This is a genomic window from Pseudomonas sp. SJZ079 (assembly GCF_007993865.1).
Taxonomy (GTDB): Bacteria; Pseudomonadota; Gammaproteobacteria; order Pseudomonadales; family Pseudomonadaceae; genus Aquipseudomonas.
In genome coordinates, this window is the sequence record NZ_VIUH01000016.1 from 98,614 (window position 1) to 124,265 (window position 25,652).

The window sequence follows — 25,652 nt, forward strand, 5'->3', positions numbered from 1 at the left end:
ACGTGCTGCCCCGTTGCGCAGGCAGTCCTTACTGTCGACGCTAGTTGAGTCTGCCGGCTCCGGCAAGCACGACTCAGGCCATGCCGCCAGGCCTGCTGGTCTTGGCGATAATCCGCCGATACCTATGTATTTTTCGGCAAAAATCCGCTTGTTTTTTCTTTGCATGATTGCGCCGCAGAGCCTGCAGCCGTTCGCGGTATAGCGAAATAGAGCGGCTCTCTGGCGCCTATCGACAGCTGGCACAGTATCTGCCTAAGGCTTTGCAGACCTAAAGCTGGCTCCCTGGCCGGCACACAATAAAAATACCGAGATCTGCGCCGATGAAACTCACCTGGTCACCTCAAACTGTCACAAAACAGTCGCATAATTTTTCGGTTGCGTGCCCCGACACACGACCCTGACACCCTTCACCCACCGCATGACTCACCTGCTCCGGCGCCTGCGCGGCTGCTCGTGAGGGGAGTCCCGGTGGGTGATCGAACGAATTCGGTCTGCGCCCGCTGCTTCGCGTAATCCCGGTGCAGCAACCGAAGTGACGCCCTTAAAACACTGGAGTAAAGCATAATGAGAAAGACCTCCCTGGCGCTGGCTGTAGCCGTTGCCACCCTGTCCCTGAGCCAGTTCGCCAATGCCGAGTTCATCAAGGACAGCAAGGCCAGCCTGGATCTGCGCAACTTCTACTTCAACCGCGACCTGCGCGACACCACTGCGGCGCAGCAGTCCAAGCGTGAAGAATGGGCCCAGGGCTTTATCTTCAAGGCCGAATCCGGCTTCACCGAGGGCACCGTCGGTTTCGGCCTGGACGCCTATGCCGGTCTGGGCCTGAAGCTCGACTCCTCCGACGAGCGCGCCGGCACCAACCTGCTGCCCAACAGCTTCGGCGACGAAGGCCCGGGCGAGTACTCGGAAGCCACCGCCACGCTCAAGGTCAAGGCCTCCAAGACCGTGGCCAAGATCGGCGGCTTGATGCCCAAGCTGCCCACAGTGGCTGCCAACGATTCGCGCCTGCTGCCGCAGACCTTCCTCGGCGCTCACCTGAACAGCCAGGAGATCGACGGCCTGACCCTCGATGCCGGCCAGCTGCGCGAGCTCAACCAGCGCGACTCCACCGACTTCCAGGACCTCAGCCTGAACTCTGGCGCCAAGCGCAACTTCAAGTTCACCGGCAAGGGTAATCAGGGCGACGATTTCAACTTCGCCGGCCTCAGCTACAAGCTGACCGACAGCCTGACCGGCGCCTACCACTACGGCGAGCTGGAGCAGCTGTACAAGCAGCACATCGTCAACCTGGTGCACGTGCTGCCGATCGCCGACAAGCAGAGCCTGAAGACCGACCTGCGTTACGCCCGCTCCACCGATGACGGCGCAAGCAACGTCGACAACAAGGCCTTCGGCGCCATGTTCACCTATGGCCTGGGCTTCCACAGCTTCGGCCTGGGTTACCAGAAGATGAGCGGCGACACCGGCTACGCCTACATCAACGGCACCGACCCGTTCCTGGTCAACTACGTGCAGATCGGCGATTTCGCCAACAAGGACGAAAAGTCCTACCAGCTGCGCTACGACTACAACTTCGCCGGCCTGGGCATTCCCGGCCTGACCTTCATGACCCGCTACCTCAACGGCGACAACATCGACCGGCTGAACGCAGCTGGCGAAGGCAAGGAGTGGGAGCGCAACAGCGAGCTGATGTACGTGTTCCAGGACGGCGCGCTGAAGAACCTCGGCATTCGCCTGCGTAACGCTACCGTGCGCTCGAACGTCGGCAACGACCTCGACGAGAACCGCCTGATCATCAGCTACAGCCTGCCGCTGTTCTGATGACGGCGTCGCCGCTCGGCTGAACGGTTGCATCCTTTTCAGTCGTGATCGCGATCCTCGAGCCCGGACTTTGTTCCGGGCTTTTTTGTCTCCGAGGTCCGTGAGCAGGCTTCGCCCTGTCACAGCTTATAACGCGCGGCGCGTAGCCCCAATGCAGTCCGGGAGCGGTTTGCCAGGCGCTGGATGTCCCCGGATTGCATCCGGGCTACGCCGTTATGCGCCGTTCTGAGCTGGACGGTTTGGCCGCGAGCAGGCGACAAAAATTGCCGTGACCAAGGTTGCACATAGCGCGGCGTGCATGGCTTGCTGGGCTCTTGTCATTCAATATATAAAAAAATATATTGTATTTACATTAATTGATCGTGCCGCCATGACTCCCGACGAAACCACTCTCGATCTTCAGCAGTTGCGCACCAACGCCGATGCCGCCGGTCAGTTGCTCAAGGCGTTGGCCAACCCCGACCGGCTGTTGCTGCTGTGCCAGCTCGCGCAAGGCGAGCGCAACGTCAGCGAGCTGGAAAGTCAGCTGGGCATCCTCCAGCCGACGTTGTCGCAGCAACTGGCGGTCTTGCGCCGTGAGGCGCTGGTGGCAACCCGGCGCGAGGGTAAGCAGGTCTATTATCGGATCAGTAGCCCGGCTGCGTTGGCGGTGATCGGCACCCTGTATCAGTTGTTCTGTGTCGGCGAAACGTCATGAGTATCGACTGGGTCCACTTCACGCCGTGGAGTGCCTTGGCCGGCGGCGCTCTGATCGGCCTGGCCGCCAGCCTGTTCGTGCTGTTGAACGGGCGCATTGCCGGTATCAGCGGCCTGTTGGGCGCGGTGCTGCAGGGCGGTGAAGGGCGCGCGGAGAAGGCCCTGTTCCTGCTGGGTCTGCTACTGGCACCGCTGCTCTGGGGCCTGTTCGCGGCGATGCCGGTGATCGAGTTCCAGGTCGGCTGGTTGAGTCCGCTGATCGCGGGGCTGCTGGTCGGGCTCGGCACCCGCTACGGCTCCGGCTGCACCAGCGGGCATGGCGTGTGCGGCGTCTCGCGGCTGTCGCCACGCTCGCTGGTGGCGACAGCCGGTTTCATGGCCAGTGGGTTCGCCACGGTCTTCGTCCTGCGTCACCTATCCGGAGGTTGAGCATGCGCAAATTGACTGCATTGTTGGCCGGGCTGGTGTTCGGCATCGGCCTGCTGCTCTCCGGCATGACCAATCCGAGCAAGGTGCTCGGCTTTCTCGACCTGGCGGGGGCATGGGACCCCTCGCTGTTGCTGGTGATGGTCGCGGCCATCGGCGTCGCGGCGGCGCCTCTGGCCTGGGCCGGGCGGCGCTCAAGCTCGCTGTTGGGTGCGCCCATGCAGTTGCCGATCAAGCGGGAGCTGGATCCGCGGTTGATCGCTGGCAGCCTGCTGTTCGGCATCGGCTGGGGCATCGCCGGTCTGTGCCCGGGACCTGCGCTGGTTATCCTGTTCAGCGGTTACTGGCAGGGCGTGCTGTTCGTTCTGGCCATGCTGGTAGGAATGCTGCTGTTCACTGCGCTGGAGCGCCGGCGCGGGGCGTAGCCGCACTGTTGCAAGGTTAGAGCACAGCCTGCGTGTCGCCGCTCACCGCTGGGCATCAACGGCTGTAAGCGGCTAGTGTCTGTTTTGCGGACGGCTTGCGGGCCGCTGCGCTGAGGAGTTGTCATGTCGCCTGAAATTGTCGCGTTCTTCGATGCCGCCACCTCCACTTACAGCTATGTGGTCAGCGATCCGGCCAGCAAACGCTGCGCCATCATCGATCCGGTGCTGGATTACGACCCGGCCGCCGGGCGCACCTCGCTGGGCAGTGCCGCACGCGTGCTCGAGCATGTGCGTGAACTGGGGTTGACGCTGGACTGGCTGCTGGAAACCCATGTGCATGCCGATCATCTGTCCGCCGCAGCTCACCTCAAACATCAACTGGGCGGGCGGCTGGCCATTGGCGAGCGGGTCACCGTGGTTCAGGAAACCTTCGCCAAGCTGTTCAATACCGGCAGTGAGTTCGCCACCGATGGGCGCCAGTTCGATCGGTTGTTCCGTGATGGCGACAGTTTCAGCATCGGTGCTATCCCCGCGCGTGCCCTGCACACCCCGGGGCATACTCCGGGGTGCATGACCTACCTGATCGGCGATGCTGCTTTCGTCGGTGACACCCTGTTCATGCCCGATTACGGTACCGCCCGTTGCGACTTTCCCGGTGGTGATGCACGCAGTCTGTACCGTTCGATCCGCAGGCTGTTCGAACTGCCGGGCGAGACCCGCTTGTTCATGTGTCACGATTACAAGGCGCCGGGCCGCGATCATCATCGCTACCAGACGACGGTGGCCGAGCAGCGCGCCGACAACGTGCACGTGCGCGACGGCATCGATGAACAGACCTTCGTGACCATGCGCCGCGCCCGCGATGCCGAACTCCATGTGCCTGCCCTGATCCTGCCCGCGGTGCAGGTCAACATGCGTGCCGGCGAGTTGCCGCCGGCCGAGGACAACGGCACGCGTTACCTGAAAATTCCAGTGGATGTGCTTTGATGCGCTGGCGCCCGGACTGGTTGCGCGGCTACAACCGCAGAATTGCGGGCCACGATGCGATAGCCGCACTGATCGTCACCCTGATGCTGATTCCGCAGAGCCTGGCCTACGCCATGTTGGCCGGCCTGCCGCCGGTGACCGGGCTGTATGCCAGCATCCTGCCGCTGCTGGCCTACGCCCTGTTCGGCTCCAGCCGCACCCTGGCGGTCGGCCCGGTGGCGGTTGTGTCGCTGATGACTGCCGCCGCCCTGGGTCCGCTGTTTCCTCCGGGCAGCGTCGAGTACCTGGGGGCGGCCACGCTGCTGGCGCTATTGTCGGCGCTGCTGCTGTTCGGCATGGCGCTGTTGCGCCTGGGCTTTCTCGCTAATTTCCTTAGCCATCCAGTGATCTCCGGTTTTATCAGCGCCGCCGGCTTGTTGATTGCGCTGGGACAGCTCAAGCACATCCTCGGTATCCCGGCCGCCGGCCAGGCCCTGCCGCAGCTGCTGCCCGCGCTGCTTGAGGGCGTGCCGCAGACTCATCTGCCGACCCTGGCGATCGGCGCCAGCAGCCTGCTGTTGCTCTGGTGGGTGCGCGCGCACTCGAAGGCGGCGCTCACCCGTCTTGGCGTCGCTCCGGCCCTGGCGGGTAACCTGGCCAAGGCTGGGCCGGTGCTGGCGATCGTCCTGGCGGTGCTGGTGGTCGGCGCTCTGCAGCTGGAGCAGGCCGGGGTTCAGGTGGTCGGGGCGGTTCCCCGTGGATTACCGACGCTAGTGCTGCCAACCCTGGATCTGGCGCTGATGCGGCAGCTGTTACCGGCTGCGGCGCTGATCAGCCTGATAGGTTTCGTCGAATCGGTGTCGGTGGCGCAGACCCTGGCGGCCAAGCGCCGTCAGCGCATCGCCCCGGATCGCGAATTGCTCGGTCTCGGCGCAGCCAACCTGGCGGCAGCGTTCAGCGCCAGCATGCCGGTGACCGGAAGCTTCTCCCGTTCGATGGTGAATTTCGAGGCCGGCGCGCAGACGCCCATGGCCGGCGCGTTGAGCGCCTTCGGTGTCGCCATCAGCGCGTTGCTGCTCACTCCTTGGCTGCATGACCTGCCGCAGGCGGTGCTGGCGGCGGCGATTATCGTGGCGGTGCTCGGCCTGGTCGACCTCGGCGCGCTACGGCATACCTGGCACTTTTCCCGAGCGGACGGCGCGGCGCAGCTCGCTACCCTGGGCGGTGTGCTGCTGCTCGGCGTCGAGGCCGGCATTCTTCTGGGTGTGGGGTTGTCCTTGTTGTTGTTTCTCTGGCGCACCAGTCGCCCGCATATGGCGGTGGTCGGCCAGCTGCCGGGCAGCGAGCACTTTCGTAATATCCTGCGTTTTGCCGTGGTGGAGAGTCCCAGCGTACTGTCGCTGCGGGTCGACGAGAGCCTGTATTTCCCTAACGCGCGCTACCTCGAGGAGCGCATCGGCGAGCTGATCGCGACGCGGCCGTTGGTGCGTCATCTGGTGCTGATGTGCCCGGGCGTCAACCTGATCGACGCCAGTGCGCTGGACAGCCTGGAGGCCATAGTCGAGCGTCTGCACAGTGCCGGGGTGCAGTTGCATCTGTCGGAGGTGAAGGGGCCGGTGATGGATCAGCTCAAGCGTTCGAATTTCCTCGAGCGCTTCGGCGGGCGGGTGTTCGTCAGTCAGTATGAGGCGTTGCGCGCGCTGGACCCTGAGAGTACCCAGCGCGCGCAGTCTCGCGAGGCCGGTTAAGCGTATTGCGGCGCCGGTTGTTGCTGGGTGATGCAGTGGATATTGCCGCCGCCGAGGAGGATCTCCCGGCCAGGCACCATCACCACGCGGTGTTCGGGGAACAGGCGTTGCAGGATGGCGCGCGCTTCTTCGTCCAGCGGGTCGTTGAAGCTCGGCGCGATGATGCCGCCGTTGACGATCAGGAAATTGACGTAGGAGCCGGCCAGACGCACCGAGGGATCACGCTCCTGGGTGCCGGCGGCCAGGTCGACGCCGGCGCACTCCTCGGCCGTGGCGTGCAGCGGCCCGGGGATCGGCATTTTGTGCACGAGCAGCTGACGGCCGCGAGCATCGCGCGCCGCTTCCAGCACCCGCATGGCTGCCTGGCAGCGTGGGTAGTTGGGGTTGTGCTCGTCGTCGGTCCAGGCCAGCAGCACTTCGCCCGGGCGCACGTAGCAGCAGAAATTGTCGACGTGGCCATCGGTCTCGTCGTTGAACAGGCCGTCCGGCAGCCAGATCACGCGGTCGATGGCCAGGTGTTCGCGCAACACCTGTTCGATTTCTTCGCGATCCAGGTGCGGGTTGCGATTGCGGTTGAGCAGGCATTCCTCGGTGGTGATCAGGGTGCCCTCGCCGTCGACGTGGATCGAGCCACCCTCCAGCACGAAGCCTTCGCTGCGATAGCGGGCGCAACGCTCGATCTCGAGGATCTTGCTGGCCACCTGGTCGTCGTGGTTCCACGGCGAGTAGAGGCCGCCGTCGAAGCCGCCCCAGGCGTTGAAGACCCAGTCTACGCCGCGGACTTCGCCGTCCTGACCGGTGACGAAAGTCGGCCCGGTGTCGCGCACCCAGGCGTCATTGCTGCTGATCTCGACCACGCGGATATTGCCGTGGTCGAGCCGTGCGCGGGCGTTCTCGTACTGGCCGGCCGAGACGCAGACGGTGACCGCCTCGAAGTCGGCGATGGCCTTGGCCACTGCGGTGAAGGCCGCTTGTGCCGGTTTACCACCGAGGCGCCAGTTGTCCGGGCGCTCGGGCCAGACCATCCAGGTCTGGCTGTGGGGTTCCCACTCGGCCGGCATGCGAAAGCCGTCGGCGCGCGGGGTGCTGTTGAGGGTCGTCATGGATTCACCTGCTGAAACTGAGCCTGATAGGGCTAAAGCTATGTGGGAGCGGCCTTGGCCGCGATCAGCGCACAATCGCGGCCAAGGCCACTCCCACAGGTGGAGAGGGTCAGGACTCCAGCGCGCCGTCCAGGGTCTTGATCGGCCCATAGAGGTTCGGTCGACGGTCGCGGAAGCTGCCCCAGGCGCTGCGGGTATGCTCCAGCTGGTCGAGGTCGAAGCTGTGCACCAGCACGCCTTCCTCGGTCTGGTTGAGTTCCTCGACCTTGGCGCCGAACTGATCGGCGATAAAGGATGAACCGTAGAAGGTGATGTCGTAGTCGCCTTGCTCTTCCTTGCCGATGCGGTTGGAGGCCACCAGCGGCATCAGGTTGGCGCCGGCGTGGCCCTGCTGCACGCGCTGCCAATGCTCGCGCGAGGTGATGTTCGGGTCATGCGGCTCGCTGCCGATGGCGGTCGGGTAGAACAGGATTTCTGCACCGAGCAGGGCCATGCTGCGCGCGCACTCGGGGAACCACTGGTCCCAGCAGATACCCACGCCGATCTTGGCGTAGCGGGTGTTCCATACCTTGAAGCCGGTATCGCCCGGGTTGAAGTAGTACTTCTCGTGGTAGCCGGGGCCGTCCGGGATGTGGCTCTTGCGGTAGATACCGAGGTTTTTGCCGTCGGCATCGATGATCGCGATGCTGTTGTAGCGCGCGCGACCGGCCAGCTCGAAGAAGCTGATCGGCAGCACCACCTCGAGCTCCTTGGCGACTTTCTGGAAGTGCGCGATGGCTTCGTTGGCGTCCACGGTGGTGGCCAGCTGCAGGTAGTCCGGGTTCGGCTTCTGGCAGAAATACGGGGTCTCGAACAGTTCCTGAATCAGGATGATCTGCGCGCCTTTGGCGGCGGCTTGGCGTACCAGCTTCTCGGCGTTGGCGATGTTGGCGGCGCGATCCCAGGAACAAGCCATCTGGGTGGCGGCGACGGTGACGATGCGGGACATGGAACACCTCGTAAGAGCAATGAGCGGTGGCCGTAACAACCTAGCAGACGACCGATGATGGTGCCGGGTCGGCGGACCTGGGTCTGCCGAGTGGGTGTATGACTTTATAGTCGATATAAATCTGCTTTAAAAGCGTATTTTTTCTATTGAAAGCTAATAGTCGATTAAAAAGCAGATAAATATCTGTATTTGTCGTGGCGACTAGAGCTGTAGCTCGGATGTAATCCGGGAACGCTTCGCCCGGATTGCCCTCGAGCTAGAGTGGTGCGTTGCGCTTGGGCAGGAAGGGCGGCAGGTACAGGCCCAGGTAGGCATCGAATACGCGCATGCCTTCTTCGGCCAGGCGCGGGGTGATGCGGCCATGCAGCTGGACCGAGCGGGCGTAGACCCGATCACCCAGCTCCATGGCCAGGGCGAACACATCCACATCGTTGGGCAATGGCGGCAGGACAAAGTGCCGTTCGAACAGCGACTGCATCAGGCGGCCCAGTTCGATGTCGTGCTGGCGGTCGGCCTGGGTGACTTCGCTCAGGCCGTGCTGGGCGAGAATCAACTGGCGCGCCGCCGCATCGCCGGCATAGATCGCCAGCATGCGTTGCTCGACGCTGCGCGACAGGTCGCGCCAGTCGCGCAGCTCGGCGTGTGCCAAGGGCGCCTGCAAGCAGGCGCGGAACGCGGCGTGAATGTCCGCGGTCAGCGCTTCGAGCAGGGCCGGTACGCTGGCGAAGAAGTGATAGACCGAGGAGGGCGGAATCGCCGCGCGCTCGGCCACGCTGTAAATCGACAGGCTGGCGACGCCCTGTTCGGCGAGCAGCTCGCGGGCGGCGCCGAGGATCACGGCGATGCGCGCCTGGCTGCTGGCGCGGGGTTTGCGGGCAATGGTGGGGCGCGGCATGGCGATCATCTCGACAAGGGACGCGCTATTGGACGTCAGCGGGGCCGAGCAGGCAAGTCAGGATGCGCCGCGGATGAACGGCGGATGTCCCGTAGGCTGGGTAGAGCCGCTTTTTTGGCGAAACCCAGCAAAGTCCGGTGCTGGGTTTCGCTGCGCTCTACCCAGCCTACAGGTTATGGGCCGTTTTACTGGCCATCGCGAAAGCGTGCCCATACCTTATCGCGGACAATCCGATGTTTCTCGGGCATGGCTTCCAGGGCAAATAGACGGCGTTTAGTGTCGCGATCCGGGTAGAGACCGGGTTGCTCGCGCAAGGCCTCGACGAGAAAAGCCTGGGAGTCGGCGTTGCCATTGGGGTAGAGGGTTTCCTCGGTGATCAGCGCTGCGACTTGCGGCTGCATCAGGTAGTCGATAAAGCGGTGGGCGAGATCGGCGCGGTGGGCGCTGCTGGGGATCACCAGGTTGTCGACAAACAGCACCGAGCCTTCCGTCGGTACCACAAAACGTACCGGCTGCCCGGCATCGGCGGCGGCCAGGGCGTCGCCGACCCAGGCCATGGCCACGCACAGTCGGCCGTTGTTGAGGTCGTCGATATAGCGCTCGCTGTCGACGTATTTCAGGTACGGGCGCAGGTCGTCGAGCAGCTTGCTGGCGCGTTCGATCCGGCTCGGCGCGCTGCGCGTCAGCCTGCGGCCCTGGTAGTTGAGCAGCAGCGAGAGGGTCTCATCCGGGGCATCCAGTACGCTGATGCCACAGCTGGCCAGGCGACTGCTGTGTTCGGCATCGAACAGCAGACTCCAGCTCTCCGGCAACGGTCCGCCGAACGCGGCCTCGGCCTGCGGCGTATTGATCGCCAGACCAACCATGCCCCAGAGGTAGGGCGCCGCGTAGCGGTTGTTCGGATCGACCGCGGCCAGTTTGCTCAGCAGCTCTTTGTCTAGATGCCGGCGGTTGGGCAGGAGGCTGAAGTCCAGGGGTTGCAGGGCGCCGGCCTTGATCAGTGCCGGCAGCTCATCGTTGGAGGGCACGGCTATATCGATGGCTTCGCCACTGGCCAGGGCCTGGTTCAGCTCGGCATCGGTGCTGAAGGTGTGGTATTCGACGCGGATGCCGGTGTCGGCTTCGAAGGCTTTGAGTACCTGCGGGGCGATGTAGTCGTTCCAGTTGTAGACGCGAATCATCTCCTCGCGCTCTTTCGGCTGAGCGGCTTCATTGGCGTTTATCAGCAAGGGCGTCAGTGCGAGCAGTAGCGCGGCGAACAGGCGGGGCATGGGCATCTCCCTGAGTGCAGTGAATGCAGTAGGGCCGCGCCATCCGGCGTGGCCGTTGGATTCGGCTGTTGCGGGCGCGGGATGGCGGTGTGCCGGGCAGCGCCGATCCGCCACGAGCATGGGCGCGCGGCCGAGGTGTGCGGTAATGGGCTAGGGTCTGTTGCCGTTTCATTGCGAGCCGCGTTGCCGCGAGAAACGGCAACAGACCCTAGGTCGAACCGGATAAAACGACGCCGGCTCAAGGCCGGCGTCGGGTCGTACTTACACGGTGTGCAGGTACCAGTTGTACTCGAGGTCGGAGATGGTGGTCTCGAACTCTTCCAGCTCGGCTTCCTTACAGGCGACGAAGATGTCGATGTATTTAGGATCGATGTACTTGTTCATCACCTCGCTGTCATCCAACTCGCGCAGGGCATCGCGCAGGTTGTTCGGCAGGCTCTGTTCCAGCTGCTCGTAGGAGTTGCCTTCGATCGGCTCACCCGGCTCGATCTTGTTGGTCAGACCATGATGAATACCGGCGAGAATTGCCGACATCATCAGGTAGGGGTTGGCATCGGCACCGGCGACGCGCTGTTCGATACGCACCGAGTCGGGGCTACCGGTGGGGACGCGAACGGCCACGGTGCGGTTGTCCAGGCCCCAGCTCGGAGCGTTCGGCACATAGAACTGCGCGCCGAAGCGACGGTACGAGTTGACGTTCGGGCAGAGGAAGGCCATCGACGCCGGCATGGTCTCCAGGATGCCGCCGATAGCATGGCGCAGTACATCGCTCTGCAGCGGGTCTTCGGAGGTAAAAATATTCTTGCCGGTTTCTTTGTCGAGCAACGAGACATGCACGTGCAGACCGTTGCCCGCCTGACCCGGGTAGGGCTTGGCCATGAAGGTCGAGTCCATCTCGTGGTCGTAGGCGATGTTTTTGATCAGGCGCTTGAGCAGCAGCGCATGGTCGCAGGCCAGCAGCGCATCCTTGGTGTGATGCAGGTTGACTTCGAATTGCGCCGGGGCGCTTTCCTTGACGATGGCGTCAGCCGGCAGGCCTTGTTCCTTGGCGGCTTCCAGCATGTCCTGCAGACAGTCGACGTATTCGTCGAGGTCGTCGATCAGGTAAACCTGGGTCGAGTGCGGGCGTTTGCCGGAAAGCGGCGAGCGTGGCGGCTGCGGACGGCCGTTCACGTTCTCCTGGTCGATCAGGTAAAACTCAAGTTCGAAAGCGGCACATATAATCAGGCCTAGTTCGTCGAACTTCTGTACCACCTGACGCAACACCTCACGCGGGTCGGCGAAGAAAGGCTGGCCGTCCAGCTCGTGCATGGTCATCAGCAGCTGCGCGGTCGGGCGCTTCTGCCAGGGTTCATTGCACAGGGTGTTGGGGATGGGGTAACAGATACGGTCGGCGTCGCCGATATCCAGGCCCAGGCCGGTGCTTTCCACCGTGGAGCCGTTGATATCCAGGGCAAACAAAGAGGCGGGAAGATTGATGCCTTTTTCATACACCTTGTGAAGGCTGGCGCGTTCGATGCGCTTGCCGCGCACCACACCATTCATATCTGCAATAAGAAGGTCGACGAACTGGACCTCAGGATGTTCCTTAAGGAACGCGTTCGCTTCATTAAGCTGAACGGCACGCGGGGGTACCGACATGATGCAACACCTTTTTTGTTAAAAATATCAATCATGCAAATGCACGAGGTTGAGTCAATCCTAAACATCAGTGGCTGTCAAGTGACGCCTGATCTGCTCTTTAAAAGGGCGATGCGGCCAGTTTTAGGGCGTTTCAGGGCATCGCTTAGTCCGTCGCGGCCTTGGCCTGCGCGGTGCTCAGCAGGGTGTGTTCAATTTTTTACATGACTATTGTGAAAAAAAATGAACAAGGCTAAGCTCGCTTAAAACCCATAACAGCAATAAAACGGGTGTCTCATGTCGCATCTGCCGTTAATCGGCGTCACCGCCTGCACCAAGCAGATCGGTCTGCACTCCCACCATATCGCCGGCGATAAGTACCTGCGGGCCGTGGTGCTCGGAGCCGGCGGCTTGCCGCTGATCATTCCGGCGCTGGGCGAGCTGATCGACCAAGCCACCCTGCTCGATAATCTGCACGGCCTGCTGTTCACCGGCTCGCCCTCCAACGTCGAGCCCCATCATTATAGCGGGCCAGCCAGCGCGCCCGGCACCCAGCATGATCCTGAGCGTGATCGCACCAGCCTGCCGTTGATCAAGGCCGCTGTAGCCGCGGGCATCCCGGTGCTGGGTATTTGTCGCGGCTTTCAGGAAATGAACGTGGCCTTTGGCGGCAGCCTGCACCAGAGGGTGCACGAACTCGATGGTTTTATGGACCATCGCGAGCCCGAGAATCAGCCGCTCGAGGTGCAGTATGCACCCCGTCACCCGTTGCAGGTGCAACCGGGCGGCATACTCGCCGGTATCGGCTTGCCGAGCGAGATTACCGTCAACTCCATTCATGGTCAGGGCGTTGAGCGTCTGGCGCCGGGCCTTCGAGTCGAAGCACTGGCGCCTGACGGGTTGATCGAGTCCTTCTCTGTCGAAGGTGCGCCAAGCTTCGCCCTGGGGGTGCAATGGCATCCCGAGTGGCAGGTACGATCCAATCCGAATTATCTCGCCATCTTCCAGGCCTTTGGTGAGGCTTGCAGGAAGAGGGCGGGGCAACGCTGAACCGACTATACATAAGTCGGCTTCTCTAAACCCTGAGGTCTCTATGAGCACCAAATTAGACCAGCTCTCCAGCTGGCTGAAAGAACGCAAAATCACCGAAGTTGAATGCATGGTCAGCGATCTTACCGGCATCGCCCGTGGCAAGATCTCGCCGACCAATAAATTTCTCGACGAGAAGGGCATGCGCCTTCCCGAGAGTGTGTTGCTGCAAACCGTCACCGGCGATTACGTCGAAGACGACATCTATTACGCCCTGCTCGATCCGGCCGATATCGACATGATCTGCCGCCCGGACGAGAACGCGGTGTTCCTGGTGCCCTGGGCCCTGGAGCCGACCGCCCAGGTGATCCACGACACCTACGACAAGCAGGGCAACCCGATCGAGTTGTCGCCGCGCAACATCCTCAAGAAGGTATTGGGACTCTACGCCGACAAAGGCTGGCAGCCGATAGTCGCGCCCGAGATGGAGTTCTACCTGACCAAGCGTTGCGAAGACCCGGACTTTCCGCTGCAGGCGCCGCTCGGCCGCTCGGGCCGCCCGGAAACCGGTCGGCAGTCCTTCTCCATCGACGCGGCCAACGAATTCGACCCGCTGTTCGAGGACATGTACGACTGGTGCGAAATTCAGGGCCTGGATCTCGATACGCTGATTCACGAAGAAGGCCCGGCGCAGATGGAAATCAACTTCCGTCACGGTGACCCGCTGTCGCTGGCCGACCAGGTGCTGGTGTTCAAGCGCACCATGCGCGAAGCCGCGCTGAAGCACGACGTGGCGGCGACCTTCATGGCCAAGCCGATCACCGATCAGCCGGGCAGTGCCATGCACCTGCACCAGAGCATCATCGACAAGAAGACCGGCAAGAACATCTTCTCCAACGATGATGGCTCGATGAGCGAGCTGTTCCTCCACCACATCGGCGGCTTGCAGAAGTTCATTCCCGAGATTTTGCCGCTGTTCGCCCCTAACGTGAACTCGTTCCGTCGCTTCCTGCCCGATACCTCGGCGCCGGTGAACGTCGAGTGGGGCGAGGAAAATCGCACCGTCGGTCTGCGTGTGCCCGATGCAACGCCACAGAGTCGCCGGGTCGAGAACCGCCTGGCCGGTGCCGACGCCAACCCCTACCTGGCCCTGGCCGCCAGCCTGCTGTGCGGCTACATCGGCATGGTCGAAGGGATCGAGCCGAGTGCCCCGGTGGTCGGCCGCGGTTACGAGCGGCGCAACCTGCGCCTGCCGCTGACCCTGGAAGCCGCACTGGAGCGCATGGAAACTTGCGCGACCCTGGAAGAATACCTGGGCCGCAAGTTCGTCAGCGGCTACGTCGCGGTGAAGCGCGCCGAACACGAAAACTACAAGCGTGTGATTAGTTCCTGGGAGCGCGAGTTCCTGCTGTTGTCGGTTTAAAACTACTGCGCTCGGAGATACTGCGTTGAAAACAGACTCGGACATCGGCTTTACCGATGAACGTCCACAGGACGGCCCGAAGGGTAAGCGGAGCGCATCATGCTCATTTACAGTCGTAAACTCCGCGTCCTCGTCTGTTTCCGCCTTGTCTCTCCTGCGCTCGCGACGTTTTAAACAACGTCCATCAAAGGTGTTGATATGACTAACCAAACAACTAACCCGAAAACCCGCGAGTGGCAGACCATGAGCCGCGAGCATCACTTGGCGCCCTTCAGCGATTACAAGCAGCTGGCGGAAGTGGGCCCGCGGATCATCACCAACGCCGAAGGTGTGTACCTGTGGGACAGCGAGGGCAACAAGATTCTCGACGGCATGGCCGGGCTGTGGTGCATGGCGGTGGGTTATGGGCGCAAGGAGCTGGCGGATGCGGCCTATAAGCAGATGCAGGAATTGCCGTTCTACAACACCTTCTTCATGACCGCGCACCCGCCGGTCCTGGAACTGGCCAAGGTGATTGCCGAGATCGCCCCGGCCGGCATGAGCCACGTGTTCTTCACCGGCTCCGGCTCTGAAGGCAACGACACCATGCTGCGTATGGTGCGCCACTACTGGGCGGTGAAGGGCCAGCCAAACAAAAAGGTGATCATCAGCCGGATCAATGGCTATCACGGCTCCACCGTGGCCGGTGCCAGCCTGGGCGGCATGAAATCCATGCACGAACAGGGCGATCTGCCGATCCCGGGCATCGTGCATATTCCGCAGCCTTACTGGTTCGGTGAAGGTGGCGATATGACGCCGGACGAGTTCGGCATCTGGGCTGCCGATCAGTTGGAGCAGAAAATTCTCGAAGTGGGCGAAGACAACGTCGGCGCCTTTATCGCCGAACCGATTCAGGGCGCCGGCGGGGTAATAGTACCGCCGGACAGCTACTGGCCGCGCATCCGCGAGATTCTCGCCAAGTACGACATTCTGTTTGTCGCCGACGAAGTGATCTGTGGCTTCGGCCGCACCGGCGAATGGTTCGGCAGCGACTTCTACGGCCTCACGCCGGACATGATGACCATCGCCAAGGGCCTGACCTCCGGTTACGTCCCCATGGGCGGGCTGATCGTGCGCGACGCAATCGTCGAAGTGCTCAACCAGGGTGGCGATTTCAACCACGGCTTCACCTATTCCGGGCACCCGGTAGCGGCGGCGGTGGCACTGGAAAATATTCGCATCCTGCGCGACGAGAAAATTGTCGAGCGGGTCAAGACGGAAACGGCACCGTACTTGCAGAAGCGTCTAGGTGAACTGGCGGACCACCCCTTGGTCGGTGAAGTACGCGGCGTAGGGCTGCTCGGCGCCATTGAATTGGTGAAGAACAAAGCGACCCGCGAGCGTTATCCGAGCGAGACGGCGGTGGGCATGATCTGTCGCGGTCACTGTTTCGACAACGGTCTGATCATGCGCGCGGTGGGCGACACCATGATCATTTCGCCGCCGCTGGTGATCAGCAAGGCGGAGATCGATGAACTGGTGGACAAGGCACGTAAATGCCTGGACCTGACCGCTGAGGCGCTGCGCGGTTAAAGCAGAGCGCTTTATGGCTTTCGGTTTGTTATGTCTGAAAGTTGTAAAGAGTCGCATGACCTTGCCAGACTGCATCAGTGCGTTGGCCAGGCTCACCGAAGGGTGGTGCGGCTGGGCTGCGCCATCTTGCGGAAAACTTTTACAACAACAGGAGCTGCACGCATGAAAACATTCGGCAAAACCCTGCTCGCGCTGTCCCTAGTGGGCGCTTTAGCAAGTACCGCGCAGGCCGAGGACAAAGTACTGCACGTCTACAACTGGTCGGATTACATCGCCGAAGACACCATCGCCAACTTCGAGAAGGAAACCGGCATCAAGGTGGTCTACGACGTCTTCGACAGCAACGAAACCCTGGAAGCCAAGATGCTCTCCGGCGGCTCGGGCTACGACGTGGTGGTGCCGTCCAACCAGTTCCTCGCCAAGCAGATCAAGGCTGGGGTGTTCCAGAAACTGGACAAGTCCAAGCTGCCGAACTGGAAAAACCTCAACCCGGACCTGATGAAGGCGCTGGAAGCTGCCGATCCGGGCAACCAGTACGCCTTCCCCTATCTGTGGGGTACCACCGGCATCGGCTACAACCCGGCAAAGGTCAAGGCGGCGCTGGGCGTCGACAAGATCGACTCCTGGGATGCGGTGTTCAAGCCGGAGAACATGGCGAAGCTCAAGTCCTGTGGCGTCTCCATGCTCGATGCGCCTGAGGAAATTTACGCCGCCGCCCTGCATTACCTGGGGCTGAACCCGATCGCGAAAAGCCCGGCAGACGTGAAAAAAGCCGAGGCACTGCTGCTGAAAGTCCGTCCGTACATCACCTACTTCCATTCCTCCAAGTACATTTCCGACCTGGCTAACGGCAACACCTGCGTGGCGGTTGGCTGGTCCGGCGACGTGTTCCAGGCCCAGGCCCGCGCCGAGGAAGCGAAGAACAACGTACCGGTCGCCTACGCGATCCCCAAAGAAGGCGCCGCCACCTTCTTCGACATGATGGCCATCCCGGCGGATGCCAAGAACACCGACGAGGCTTATACCTTCCTCAACTACATCCTCACCCCGGAAGTGATAGCGCCGATCTCCGACTACGTGGCCTACCCCAATGGCAACAGCGCCGCCACTGCGTTGGTGTCGGAGGAAATTCGCAACAACCCGGGTATCTATCCGACCGAAGAAGCCTCGAAGAAGCTCTACACCTTTTCCGAGCTGAGCCCGAAAGTGCAGCGCGCGATGACGCGTAGCTGGACCAAGGTGAAATCGGGACGTTAATTCCGCCAGATCCTAAGTAGTACCCAGTTTCTGGCGGGATGATCCGCCAGAAACCCAAACAATAATAAGGAAGCTTGCATGCGTTCTACACCTCTACTGGCCGCCCCAGTGCGCGCGCCATTCAGCGAGTCACGATCATCTGTGCCATGGCTGCGGAACGCGGCGCTACCGTGCCGTCCGGGTTGGCCGGTCGCGGCTGGCTGAGCAGAGAAAGACTTTTCCGATAGAGAGCTAGCCCCTCCAGGGCAGCCCGATAAAAGAGGATTCACGCATGCGTACTCCCTTCGCGACAACCCTGACCGCCAGTGCCCTGGTGCTTGGCTTGGCGGCCACGGCCCAGGCCGAGTCGACCGTACATATCTACAACTGGAGCGATTACATCGGTGAAAACACCCTCGCCGAGTTCCAGCAGGCGACGGGCATCAAACCGCTCTACGACGTGTTCGACTCCAACGAAACCCTTGAAGGCAAACTACTGGCCGGGCGTTCCGGCTATGACGTGGTGGTGCCTTCCAACCATTTCCTCGGCAAGCAGATCAAGGCCGGTGCCTTCCAGAAGCTTGACCGCGCCCAGCTGCCGAATTGGCACAACCTCGACCCGGCACTGCTCAAGCAGCTGCAGGTCAACGACCCGGGCAACCAATATGCCGTGCCTTACCTGTGGGGCACCAACGGCATCGGCTACAACGTCGAGAAGGTCAAGCAAGTGCTGGGCGTCGACAAGATCGACTCCTGGGCGGTGCTGTTCGAGCCGCAGAACATCAAGAAGCTCAGCAGCTGCGGGGTGAGCTTCCTCGACTCCGGCGACGAGATGATTCCGGCAGTGCTCAACTACCTGGGCCTCGACCCGAATAGCAGAAATCCGGCCGACTATGCCCAGGCGGAAGCCAAGCTGCTGGCCGTGCGCCCTTACGTCACCTACTTCCACTCGTCCAAGTACATCGGTGACCTGGCTAACGGCAACATCTGCGTGGCGGCCGGTTTCTCTGGCGACATGCTGCAAGCGGCAGCTCGCGCCGAAGAGGCCGGTAAAGGCATTGAAATTGCCTACGCGATTCCCAAAGAGGGCGCCAACCTGTGGTTCGACATGCTGGCCATTCCGGCCGATGCGGCGAACGTCAAGGAAGCCCACGCCTTTATCAACTACCTGCTGGAGCCGGCGGTGATTGCCGGGGTCAGCGATTACGTCGGCTACGCCAATCCCAACCCCAAAGCCGGTGAGTTGATGGATCCGGACGTACGTAACGACGAGGCGGTGTACCCGCCGCAAAGCGTATTGGACAAGTTGTTTATCTCGGCGGAGTTGCCGAAGAAAGTACAGCGGCTCATGACCCGTAGCTGGACCAAGGTCAAATCGGGTCGGTGATTTCAAACGTCTGACCGCCGGGGTCGGACGCAATTTTTGCGGGAGTTTTGGTAATGTCAGTTGCTTCCAGTACCTATAAAAAGGTTCTCGAGGGAGATCAGCAACCCAAAGAGGTGTTGGTCAAAATCGAACGGGTGACGAAGAAGTTCGACGAAGCGGTTGCCGTCGATGATGTCTCTCTGACCATCAACAAGGGCGAGATCTTCGCCCTGCTCGGTGGCTCGGGCTCGGGTAAATCCACCCTGCTGCGCATGCTCGCCGGCTTCGAGCGGCCGACCGACGGGCGCATCTTCCTCGACGGTGTGGATATCACCGATATACCGCCGTACGAGCGGCCGATCAACATGATGTTCCAGTCCTATGCGCTGTTCCCGCACATGAGCGTGGCCGACAACATCGCCTTCGGCCTCAAGCAGGACAAAATGCCCAGGGCCGATATCGACGCTCGTGTCGAGGAAATGCTCAAGCTGGTACAGATGACCGAGTACGCCAGGCGCAAACCGCACCAGTTGTCCGGCGGCCAGCGTCAGCGTGTGGCCCTGGCCCGCTCGCTGGCCAAGAGCCCGAAGCTGCTGCTGCTCGACGAGCCGATGGGGGCGCTGGACAAGAAGCTGCGCTCGCAGATGCAGTTGGAGCTGGTGGAGATCATCGAGCGGGTCGGCGTGACCTGCGTGATGGTGACCCACGACCAGGAAGAGGCCATGACCATGGCCCAGCGCGTCGCCATCATGCACCAGGGCTGGATCGCCCAGATCGGCAGCCCGGTGGACATCTACGAGACCCCGACCAGCCGCCTGGTCTGCGAGTTCGTCGGCAGCGTCAACCTGTTTGAAGGCCAGGTGGTGGAAGACGCCGAAGGCCATGCGCTGATCGACAGCCCGGACCTGGAGCGCAACATCTTCGTCGGCCACGGCGTCAGCACCTCGGTACAGGACAAGAGCATCACCTACGCGATTCGCCCGGAGAAGCTGCTGGTCACCACGCAGAAGCCCGACTGCGAGCACAACTGGTCGCGCGGCACCGTGCACGATATCGCCTACCTGGGCGGCCATTCGGTGTTCCACGTCGAGTTACCGAGCGGCAAGATCGTCCAGTCCTTCGTCGCCAACGCCGAGCGCCGCGGCGCGCGGCCGACCTGGGATGATGAAGTCTATGTCTGGTGGGAGGACGATAGCGGGGTGGCGTTGCGCTCATGAATATTTCCCGAAGCATCAGTCGCCGCATGCCAAAAGGCAGGCACTTCGTCATCGGTGTGCCGTTCCTCTGGCTGTTCATGTTCTTCCTGCTGCCCTTCATCATCGTGTTGAAGATCAGCTTCGCCGAAGCCGACGTGGCCATTCCACCCTATACCGAGATCTACACCTGGGCGGAACAGCAGCTGTCGATTGTCATCAATCTGAGCAACTACATCTTCCTCAGCGAAGACGACCTGTACCTGGCCGCCTACCTCGGCTCGTTGCAGATGGCCTTCTTCAGCACCCTGTTGTGTTTGCTGATCGGTTATCCGATGGCCTATGCCATCGCCCGTGCCGATAAGGAGATGCAGACGGTGTTCCTGCTGCTGATCATGATGCCGACCTGGACGGCGATCCTGATCCGCGTGTATGCCTGGATGGGCATCCTCAGCAGCAACGGTCTGCTCAACAGCCTGCTGCTCAGCCTGGGTCTGATCGACGATCCGATCCGCATCCTCAACACCAACGTCGCGGTGTATATCGGCATCGTCTATTCGTACCTGCCGTTCATGGTGTTGCCGCTCTACGCCAACCTGGTCAAGCACGATCAGAGCCTGCTGGAGGCCGCCGCGGACCTGGGTTCGAGCACCTACAACAGCTTCTGGAAAATCACCGTGCCGCTGTCGAAGAACGGCATCATCGCCGGCTGCATGCTGGTGTTCATTCCGGTGGTCGGCGAGTTCGTCATCCCCGAGCTACTCGGTGGCCCGGAGACCCTGATGATCGGCAAGGTGCTCTGGCAGGAGTTCTTCAATAACCGTGACTGGCCGGTGGCCTCTGCCCTGGCGGTGGTGATGCTGGCGATCCTGATCATCCCGATCATTCTGTTCAACCGTAACCAGGCCAAAGAAATGGAGGGCAGAGCATGATGAAGTTCCCTCGGATTGTGCCGACCGTTCTGTTCAACCCTGTGCATAAGCAAAATCGTGCTAAGGGAATGGAGGGCCGCACATGAAACGCTTCAGTTTCTCCAACTTCATGTTGTGGGCGGGTTTTCTGTTCATCTACCTGCCGATGCTGATCCTGGTCATCTACTCGTTCAACGGCTCCCGTCTGGTCACGGTCTGGGGCGGTTGGTCGGTGAAGTGGTACGTCGGCCTGCTCGACAACACTCAGCTGATGAACGCGGTGATGCGTTCCCTGGAAATCGCCTGCTACACCGCGATTGCCGCGGTGATCCTGGGTACCCTGGCGGCCTTCGTGCTGACCCGGGTGACCCGTTTCAAGGGCCGCACCATGTTCGGCGGGCTGGTCACCGCACCATTGGTGATGCCGGAAGTGATCACCGGTCTGTCGCTGTTGTTGCTGTTCGTGGCCATGGCCCAGCTGATCGGCTGGCCGGCCGAGCGTGGCATCCTAACCATCTGGATCGCTCACACCACCTTCTGTACCGCCTACGTGTCGGTGGTGGTGTCATCGCGTCTGCGTGAGCTGGACCTGTCCATCGAGGAGGCGGCCATGGACCTGGGCGCCAAACCGTTGAAGGTGTTCTTCCTGATCACCATTCCGATGATCGCACCGTCCCTGGCGGCCGGCGGCATGATGTCCTTCGCCCTGTCGCTGGACGACCTGGTGCTGGCCAGCTTCGTCTCCGGTCCCGGTTCCACCACCCTGCCGATGGAAGTGTTCTCCGCCGTGCGTCTGGGCGTGAAGCCGGAGATCAATGCGATTGCCAGCCTGATCCTGTTGTCGGTGTCGCTGATGACTTTCATGATCTGGTTCTTCGCCCGGCGTGCCGAGGTCAAGCGCAAGAAGGCCGTACAGCAGGCTATGGACGAAACCACTGGCATCCGCGAGCAGCAGGGCCCGGACAGCCGCCGCGATCCGTCGCAGGTCCACGCAACGGCTTAGGTCGCTGCTTGGATAAACACAAAGGGTCGCTGCGGTGGCCCTTTGTGCTTATTGGCTGAAACACACCGCTGCTTTGTTGTGGCAGATGATCTGTTTCCAGTATTGGGGAACCAGCCGTACCTCGCCGGTGATAAATTCTCAGTTGCGGATATCACCGCCTTCGCAGGCCTGGCCTTTGCCGACTTGGTCAAACTCGCAGTGCCCGCTGACTTACAACAGCTGCGTGCCTGGCGACAGCCTGTCGCCGCCAGATCCAGCATTGCCTTTGCCTGAACGGGAGTAGAGACATGCAACTGAACGCCGACTTCAGCCTGCGGGCGGTCGTACACAGCGACTCGCTGGCCTGGGCGCCCTCGCCGATGCCCGGAGTGGAGCGGCGCATGCTGGATCGCATCGGCGCAGAGGTGGCGCGCGCCACCTCAATCGTGCGCTATGCCGCACACAGCAACTTTTCTGCGCATGTGCATGACGGCGGCGAGGAGTTTCTGGTGTTGCAGGGCGTCTTCCAGGACGAGCATGGCGACTATCCGGCGGGCACCTACGTGCGTAATCCGCCTACTTCGCAGCACGTCCCCCGCTCGGCAGAGGGCTGTACCATCTTCGTCAAACTCTGGCAATTCGCCCCGGAGGACCGCACCCCTGTGCGGATCGATAGCAATAAGATGCCTTATCTGCCAGTGCCCGACAGGCCAGGCGTTTCCCATATACCGCTGTTTCAGGATGCACGGGAGGAGGTACGCCTGGAGCAGTGGACACCTGAGTCGCGCATCGATCTGACGGTGGCAGGGGGTATCGAGGTGTTGGTATTGCATGGGGCGTTCAGTAGCGGCGGCGAAACATTCGTCAAACACTCCTGGTTACGCTTACCTGCAGGGGAGTCGCTCCAGGCCCGCACAGGTCCGCAAGGGTGCCGGCTGTGGGTGAAGACCGGGCACCTCGCTGAGCAGACCATCAGGCTCCCGACGGCGAGCTAGGCTGGATAGCCAACGCTGTCCGCTCACCAGGAGATTCAGCCATGCAGCTCCAAGGTTCCTGCCACTGCGGTGCGGTGGTGTTCAGTCTGACCAGCGCCCACCCTTATCCCTATCAACGCTGCTACTGCTCGATCTGCCGCAAAACCCAGGGCGGCGGCGGTTATTCGATCAATCTTGGCGGCGATGCGCGGAGTCTGAAAGTCAGCGGCCGCAAGCAGATATCGGTGTATCACGCCAAGATCAAGGGTGAAGGCCAGCGTCGCGCCCACCGCAGTAGCGCCGAACGACACTTCTGTCGACTCTGCGGCAGCGCCCTGTGGTTATTCAGCCCGGAGTGGCCGGAGCTGATTCATCCCTTCGCCTCGGCGATCGACACCCCGCTGCCGGTGCCGCCGGAGCACACTCATCTGCTGCTGGACTCCAAGGCGTCCTGGGTCGAGGTCGACGCGCGGCCTGGCGATCAGCAGTTCGACGGCTACCCCGAAGAGTCCATCGCCGAGTGGCATGAGCGCCTTGGTCTGAGCCGCTGACGGCTAGCTAGAAGGACAGCGCCGACCCAGGCCAGTGTCCGGGTGCCAGGTTGCTGGTGGCCTTAAACTGTATGGATATACAGATAAAGCTTGCCTGAACGGCCATGACTGCACATGCTTTGCGCCATCGCGACCATGAGTGATGGCAGCCATGCGGCTTTTTTTGTGTGAAAAACCTTCCCAGGCCAAGGACATTGCCAAAGTGCTCCAGGCCAATCGGCGTGGCGACGGCTGCTGGCTCGGCAGCAATGTGACCGTGACCTGGTGCATCGGCCACCTGCTGGAAACCGCACCGCCGGATGCCTACGACGCCCGCTACAAACGCTGGGTGCTGAGTGACCTGCCGATCATCCCCGAGCGCTGGAAAATGCTGGTAAAGCCCAAGACCGCCGGCCAGTTCAAGGCGGTCAAGCGTCTGCTCGGCGAAGCCGATGAGTTGGTCATCGCCACCGACGCCGACCGCGAGGGCGAGATGATCGCCCGCGAACTGGTGGAGCATTGCCGCTATCGCGGGCCGATCCAGCGCCTCTGGCTATCGGCCCTGGACGATGCCTCGATCCGCAAGGCACTGGCCGCACTCAAGCCCGGCGCCGAGACCTTCAGCCTGTACCACGCGGCGCTCGGTCGCTCGCGCGCCGACTGGTTGATCGGGATGAACATGAGCCGGCTGTTCACCTTGCTCGGCCAGCAGTCTGGTTATCAGGGTGTACTGCCGGTGGGCCGGGTGCAGACGCCGACCCTGCGCCTGGTGGTGGACCGCGACCGCAGCATTGCCGATTTCGTCCCCGTCGCCTACTGGGCCATCGAGGTCCAGTTGGTCAGCGACGGCACCTCGTTCAGCGCCCAATGGCGCGCCGCGGAAGACACCTGCGACGAGCACGGCCGCTGTCTGAACCAGGCGCTGGCGCAGCAGGCTGCGGCGGCCATGCACAGCGCCGCCAGCGCCCGGCTGGTCAGGCTGCGCACCGAGCGCATGCGCGAGGCCGCGCCCTTGCCGTTCGATCTGGGCACCCTGCAGGAAGTCTGCTCCAAGAAGCTCGGCCTCGGTGCGCAGGAAACCCTGGATATCGCCCAGGCGCTGTACGAGACCCATAAAGTCATCACCTATCCGCGCAGCGACTGCGGCTACCTGCCGCTCAGCCAGCACGCCGAGGCCCCTTTGATCCTGGCGGCCTTGCAGCGGGCCGACACGAGCCTGCGCGAGCTGCTGCAACACATCGAGCCGCAGCGCCGCTCGCGGGCCTGGAACGACGCCAAGGTCAGCGCGCACCACGGCATCATCCCGACCGCCGCCGCGCTGCACCTCGACCGCCTGGTCGGCAAGCAACGCGCCGTCTACAGCCTGATCCGCGCGCGCTATCTGGCGCAGTTCCTGCCCAACCATGAGTACGATCGCACCCAGGCGGACTTCGACTGCGCCGGTCAGGCCTTGCGTGCGGTGGGCAAGCAAATCGTCGAGCCCGGCTGGAAGCGTGCCCTGCCGCAAGCCCTGGCGCCGAGCAAGGGCGGGGAAGGACCAATGGCGCAAACCCTGCCGGCGCTGAGCGAGGGGCAGGACTGTGCAGTCGCGGAGGTGGCGCTCAAGGATCTGTGGACCCAACCGCCGAAGCCCTATACCGAGGGCGATCTGATCAAGGCGATGAAGAACGTCGCCAAGCTGGTCGCCGATCCTCGGCTCAAGCAGAAGCTCAAGGACACCACCGGCATCGGCACCGAGGCGACCCGCGCCGGGATCATCCAGGGCCTGCTGGACCGCGGCTACCTGCTCAAACAGGGCAAGGCATTGGCGGCCACGCCCGCCGCCTTCAGCCTGATCGACGCCGTGCCCCGTGCCATCGCCGATCCCGGCACCACCGCCATCTGGGAGCAGGCGCTGGACATGGTGCAGAGTGGCGAGATGAGCCTGGAGGAGTTCGTGGCCAAGCAGTCGGCCTGGATGAGCAAGCAGGTACAGCGCTGCGCCGGCCTGCGCCTGACCATCAGCGGCCCCGCGAGCCCGGCCGGTCGTGGCGCCGCACCTTGGAAGAACAAGCGTAAGGCGGCTAAGCCCAGGGCTGTCGGCGCTAAGCGAGCGAGAAAGCCGGCCTAGTGTGCCGTCTCTAAATAAAGGTTCTTCACGGATTAGCCTGAAACAAGGCGCTGGTTGGCAGGCAAACGCAGCCACCTCGTAGGCTGGGTTAGCGGCGCATGCCACCGAGGTACAGGCGCTACATGTTCCGGACGCCGAGTAACCCGGCACGGCGTCGGTAATGGCGCTGCCAATGCCGGGTTACGCCGCGCCAGATCCGGCTGCTTGAGCGGACCACCGCGTACGCGTCTAACCCAGCCTACGGGGCTGATCGTGATATCTGAGGCAGCACACTAGGGTCTGTTGCCGTTTCATTGCGAGCCGCGTTGCCGCGAGAAATGGCCCCCGATTAGGCGCAGGACGCAGGTAATGGTCATTCCCTTGCCAA

General features: G+C 62.2%; 23 protein-coding genes. 18 read left to right on the plus strand and 5 right to left on the minus strand.

What is annotated here, in order from left to right; genetic code table 11:
- Positions 1-564: 564 nt before the first annotated feature.
- From FBY03_RS15205 to FBY03_RS15230, 6 genes are all read left to right on the plus strand, one after another.
- Positions 565-1,821, plus strand: coding sequence for an OprD family porin (locus tag FBY03_RS15205; protein WP_147173212.1), 1,257 nt, complete (start codon positions 565-567; stop codon positions 1,819-1,821).
- Positions 1,822-2,191: 370 nt separating this feature from the next.
- Positions 2,192-2,518 carry a helix-turn-helix transcriptional regulator gene (locus FBY03_RS15210; protein ID WP_147173213.1) on the plus strand — a complete coding sequence of 109 codons (327 nt, stop codon included), beginning with the start codon at positions 2,192-2,194 and terminating at the stop codon, positions 2,516-2,518.
- Entirely contained in the window at positions 2,515-2,946 is a 432-nt protein-coding gene (locus tag FBY03_RS15215) for a YeeE/YedE family protein (protein ID WP_147173214.1), read from the plus strand. Before FBY03_RS15210 ends, FBY03_RS15215 begins: the two co-directional genes overlap by 4 nt.
- Positions 2,947-2,948: 2 nt before the next feature.
- The gene (locus FBY03_RS15220) at positions 2,949-3,368 is read left to right on the plus strand and encodes a DUF6691 family protein (protein ID WP_147173215.1); all 420 of its coding nucleotides are present in this window, start codon (positions 2,949-2,951) and stop codon (positions 3,366-3,368) included.
- Between the two features lie 123 nt (positions 3,369-3,491).
- Positions 3,492-4,355, plus strand: a complete 864-nt coding sequence (locus tag FBY03_RS15225) for an MBL fold metallo-hydrolase (RefSeq protein ID WP_147173216.1) — start codon at positions 3,492-3,494, stop codon at positions 4,353-4,355.
- Entirely contained in the window at positions 4,355-6,082 is a 1,728-nt protein-coding gene (locus tag FBY03_RS15230; protein ID WP_147173217.1) for a SulP family inorganic anion transporter, read from the plus strand. The genes FBY03_RS15225 and FBY03_RS15230 overlap by 1 nt, the downstream gene beginning before the upstream one ends.
- Here FBY03_RS15230 and aguA read toward each other — a convergent pair.
- From aguA to FBY03_RS15255, 5 genes are all read right to left on the minus strand, one after another.
- Positions 6,079-7,185: an agmatine deiminase gene (gene aguA, locus FBY03_RS15235; protein ID WP_147173218.1), complete on the minus strand. Its 1,107-nt coding sequence runs from the start codon at positions 7,183-7,185 to the stop codon at positions 6,079-6,081. The genes FBY03_RS15230 and aguA overlap by 4 nt on opposite strands.
- 109 nt (positions 7,186-7,294) lie before the next feature.
- Complete coding sequence (gene aguB, locus FBY03_RS15240; RefSeq protein ID WP_147173219.1) at positions 7,295-8,173, minus strand: N-carbamoylputrescine amidase; 879 nt, start codon at positions 8,171-8,173, stop codon at positions 7,295-7,297.
- A 256-nt stretch (positions 8,174-8,429) separates the two neighbouring features.
- Positions 8,430-9,068: a TetR/AcrR family transcriptional regulator gene (locus FBY03_RS15245; RefSeq protein ID WP_147173220.1), complete on the minus strand. Its 639-nt coding sequence runs from the start codon at positions 9,066-9,068 to the stop codon at positions 8,430-8,432.
- 185 nt (positions 9,069-9,253) lie between these two features.
- Positions 9,254-10,339: an extracellular solute-binding protein gene (locus FBY03_RS15250; RefSeq protein ID WP_147173221.1), complete on the minus strand. Its 1,086-nt coding sequence runs from the start codon at positions 10,337-10,339 to the stop codon at positions 9,254-9,256.
- A gap of 261 nt (positions 10,340-10,600) precedes the next feature.
- Entirely contained in the window at positions 10,601-11,980 is a 1,380-nt protein-coding gene (locus FBY03_RS15255; RefSeq protein WP_147173222.1) for a glutamine synthetase family protein, read from the minus strand.
- A 276-nt stretch (positions 11,981-12,256) separates the two neighbouring features.
- Between FBY03_RS15255 and FBY03_RS15260 the strand changes: the two genes are divergently transcribed.
- The 12 genes from FBY03_RS15260 (at position 12,257) to FBY03_RS15315 (ending at position 25,285) form a co-directional block, all read left to right on the plus strand.
- The gene (locus FBY03_RS15260; RefSeq protein ID WP_147173223.1) at positions 12,257-13,009 is read left to right on the plus strand and encodes a gamma-glutamyl-gamma-aminobutyrate hydrolase family protein; all 753 of its coding nucleotides are present in this window, start codon (positions 12,257-12,259) and stop codon (positions 13,007-13,009) included.
- 43 nt (positions 13,010-13,052) lie between these two features.
- Entirely contained in the window at positions 13,053-14,411 is a 1,359-nt protein-coding gene (locus tag FBY03_RS15265; protein ID WP_147173224.1) for a glutamine synthetase family protein, read from the plus strand.
- A 198-nt stretch (positions 14,412-14,609) separates the two neighbouring features.
- Complete coding sequence (locus FBY03_RS15270) at positions 14,610-15,983, plus strand: aspartate aminotransferase family protein (protein WP_147173225.1); 1,374 nt, start codon at positions 14,610-14,612, stop codon at positions 15,981-15,983.
- 162 nt (positions 15,984-16,145) lie between these two features.
- Positions 16,146-17,240: a polyamine ABC transporter substrate-binding protein gene (locus FBY03_RS15275; protein WP_147173226.1), complete on the plus strand. Its 1,095-nt coding sequence runs from the start codon at positions 16,146-16,148 to the stop codon at positions 17,238-17,240.
- Positions 17,241-17,511: 271 nt separating this feature from the next.
- Entirely contained in the window at positions 17,512-18,606 is a 1,095-nt protein-coding gene (locus FBY03_RS15280) for a polyamine ABC transporter substrate-binding protein (protein WP_147173227.1), read from the plus strand.
- A gap of 53 nt (positions 18,607-18,659) precedes the next feature.
- On the plus strand, positions 18,660-19,802 hold the full coding sequence (potA, locus tag FBY03_RS15285) for a polyamine ABC transporter ATP-binding protein (protein WP_147173228.1): 1,143 nt from the start codon (positions 18,660-18,662) through the stop codon (positions 19,800-19,802).
- A gap of 26 nt (positions 19,803-19,828) precedes the next feature.
- Positions 19,829-20,710 carry an ABC transporter permease subunit gene (locus FBY03_RS15290; protein WP_178090670.1) on the plus strand — a complete coding sequence of 294 codons (882 nt, stop codon included), beginning with the start codon at positions 19,829-19,831 and terminating at the stop codon, positions 20,708-20,710.
- 82 nt (positions 20,711-20,792) lie between these two features.
- Complete coding sequence (locus tag FBY03_RS15295) at positions 20,793-21,692, plus strand: ABC transporter permease subunit (RefSeq protein WP_147173230.1); 900 nt, start codon at positions 20,793-20,795, stop codon at positions 21,690-21,692.
- A 78-nt stretch (positions 21,693-21,770) separates the two neighbouring features.
- Positions 21,771-21,965 (plus strand): glutathione binding-like protein, encoded by a 195-nt coding sequence (locus FBY03_RS15300; protein ID WP_256677943.1) that lies wholly within the window; start codon positions 21,771-21,773, stop codon positions 21,963-21,965.
- Between the two features lie 14 nt (positions 21,966-21,979).
- On the plus strand, positions 21,980-22,666 hold the full coding sequence (locus FBY03_RS15305; RefSeq protein WP_147173231.1) for a cupin domain-containing protein: 687 nt from the start codon (positions 21,980-21,982) through the stop codon (positions 22,664-22,666).
- A 41-nt stretch (positions 22,667-22,707) separates the two neighbouring features.
- Entirely contained in the window at positions 22,708-23,196 is a 489-nt protein-coding gene (locus tag FBY03_RS15310; RefSeq protein ID WP_147173232.1) for a GFA family protein, read from the plus strand.
- Between the two features lie 151 nt (positions 23,197-23,347).
- Positions 23,348-25,285, plus strand: coding sequence for a DNA topoisomerase III (locus FBY03_RS15315; RefSeq protein ID WP_147173233.1), 1,938 nt, complete (start codon positions 23,348-23,350; stop codon positions 25,283-25,285).
- Positions 25,286-25,652: the final 367 nt, after the last annotated feature.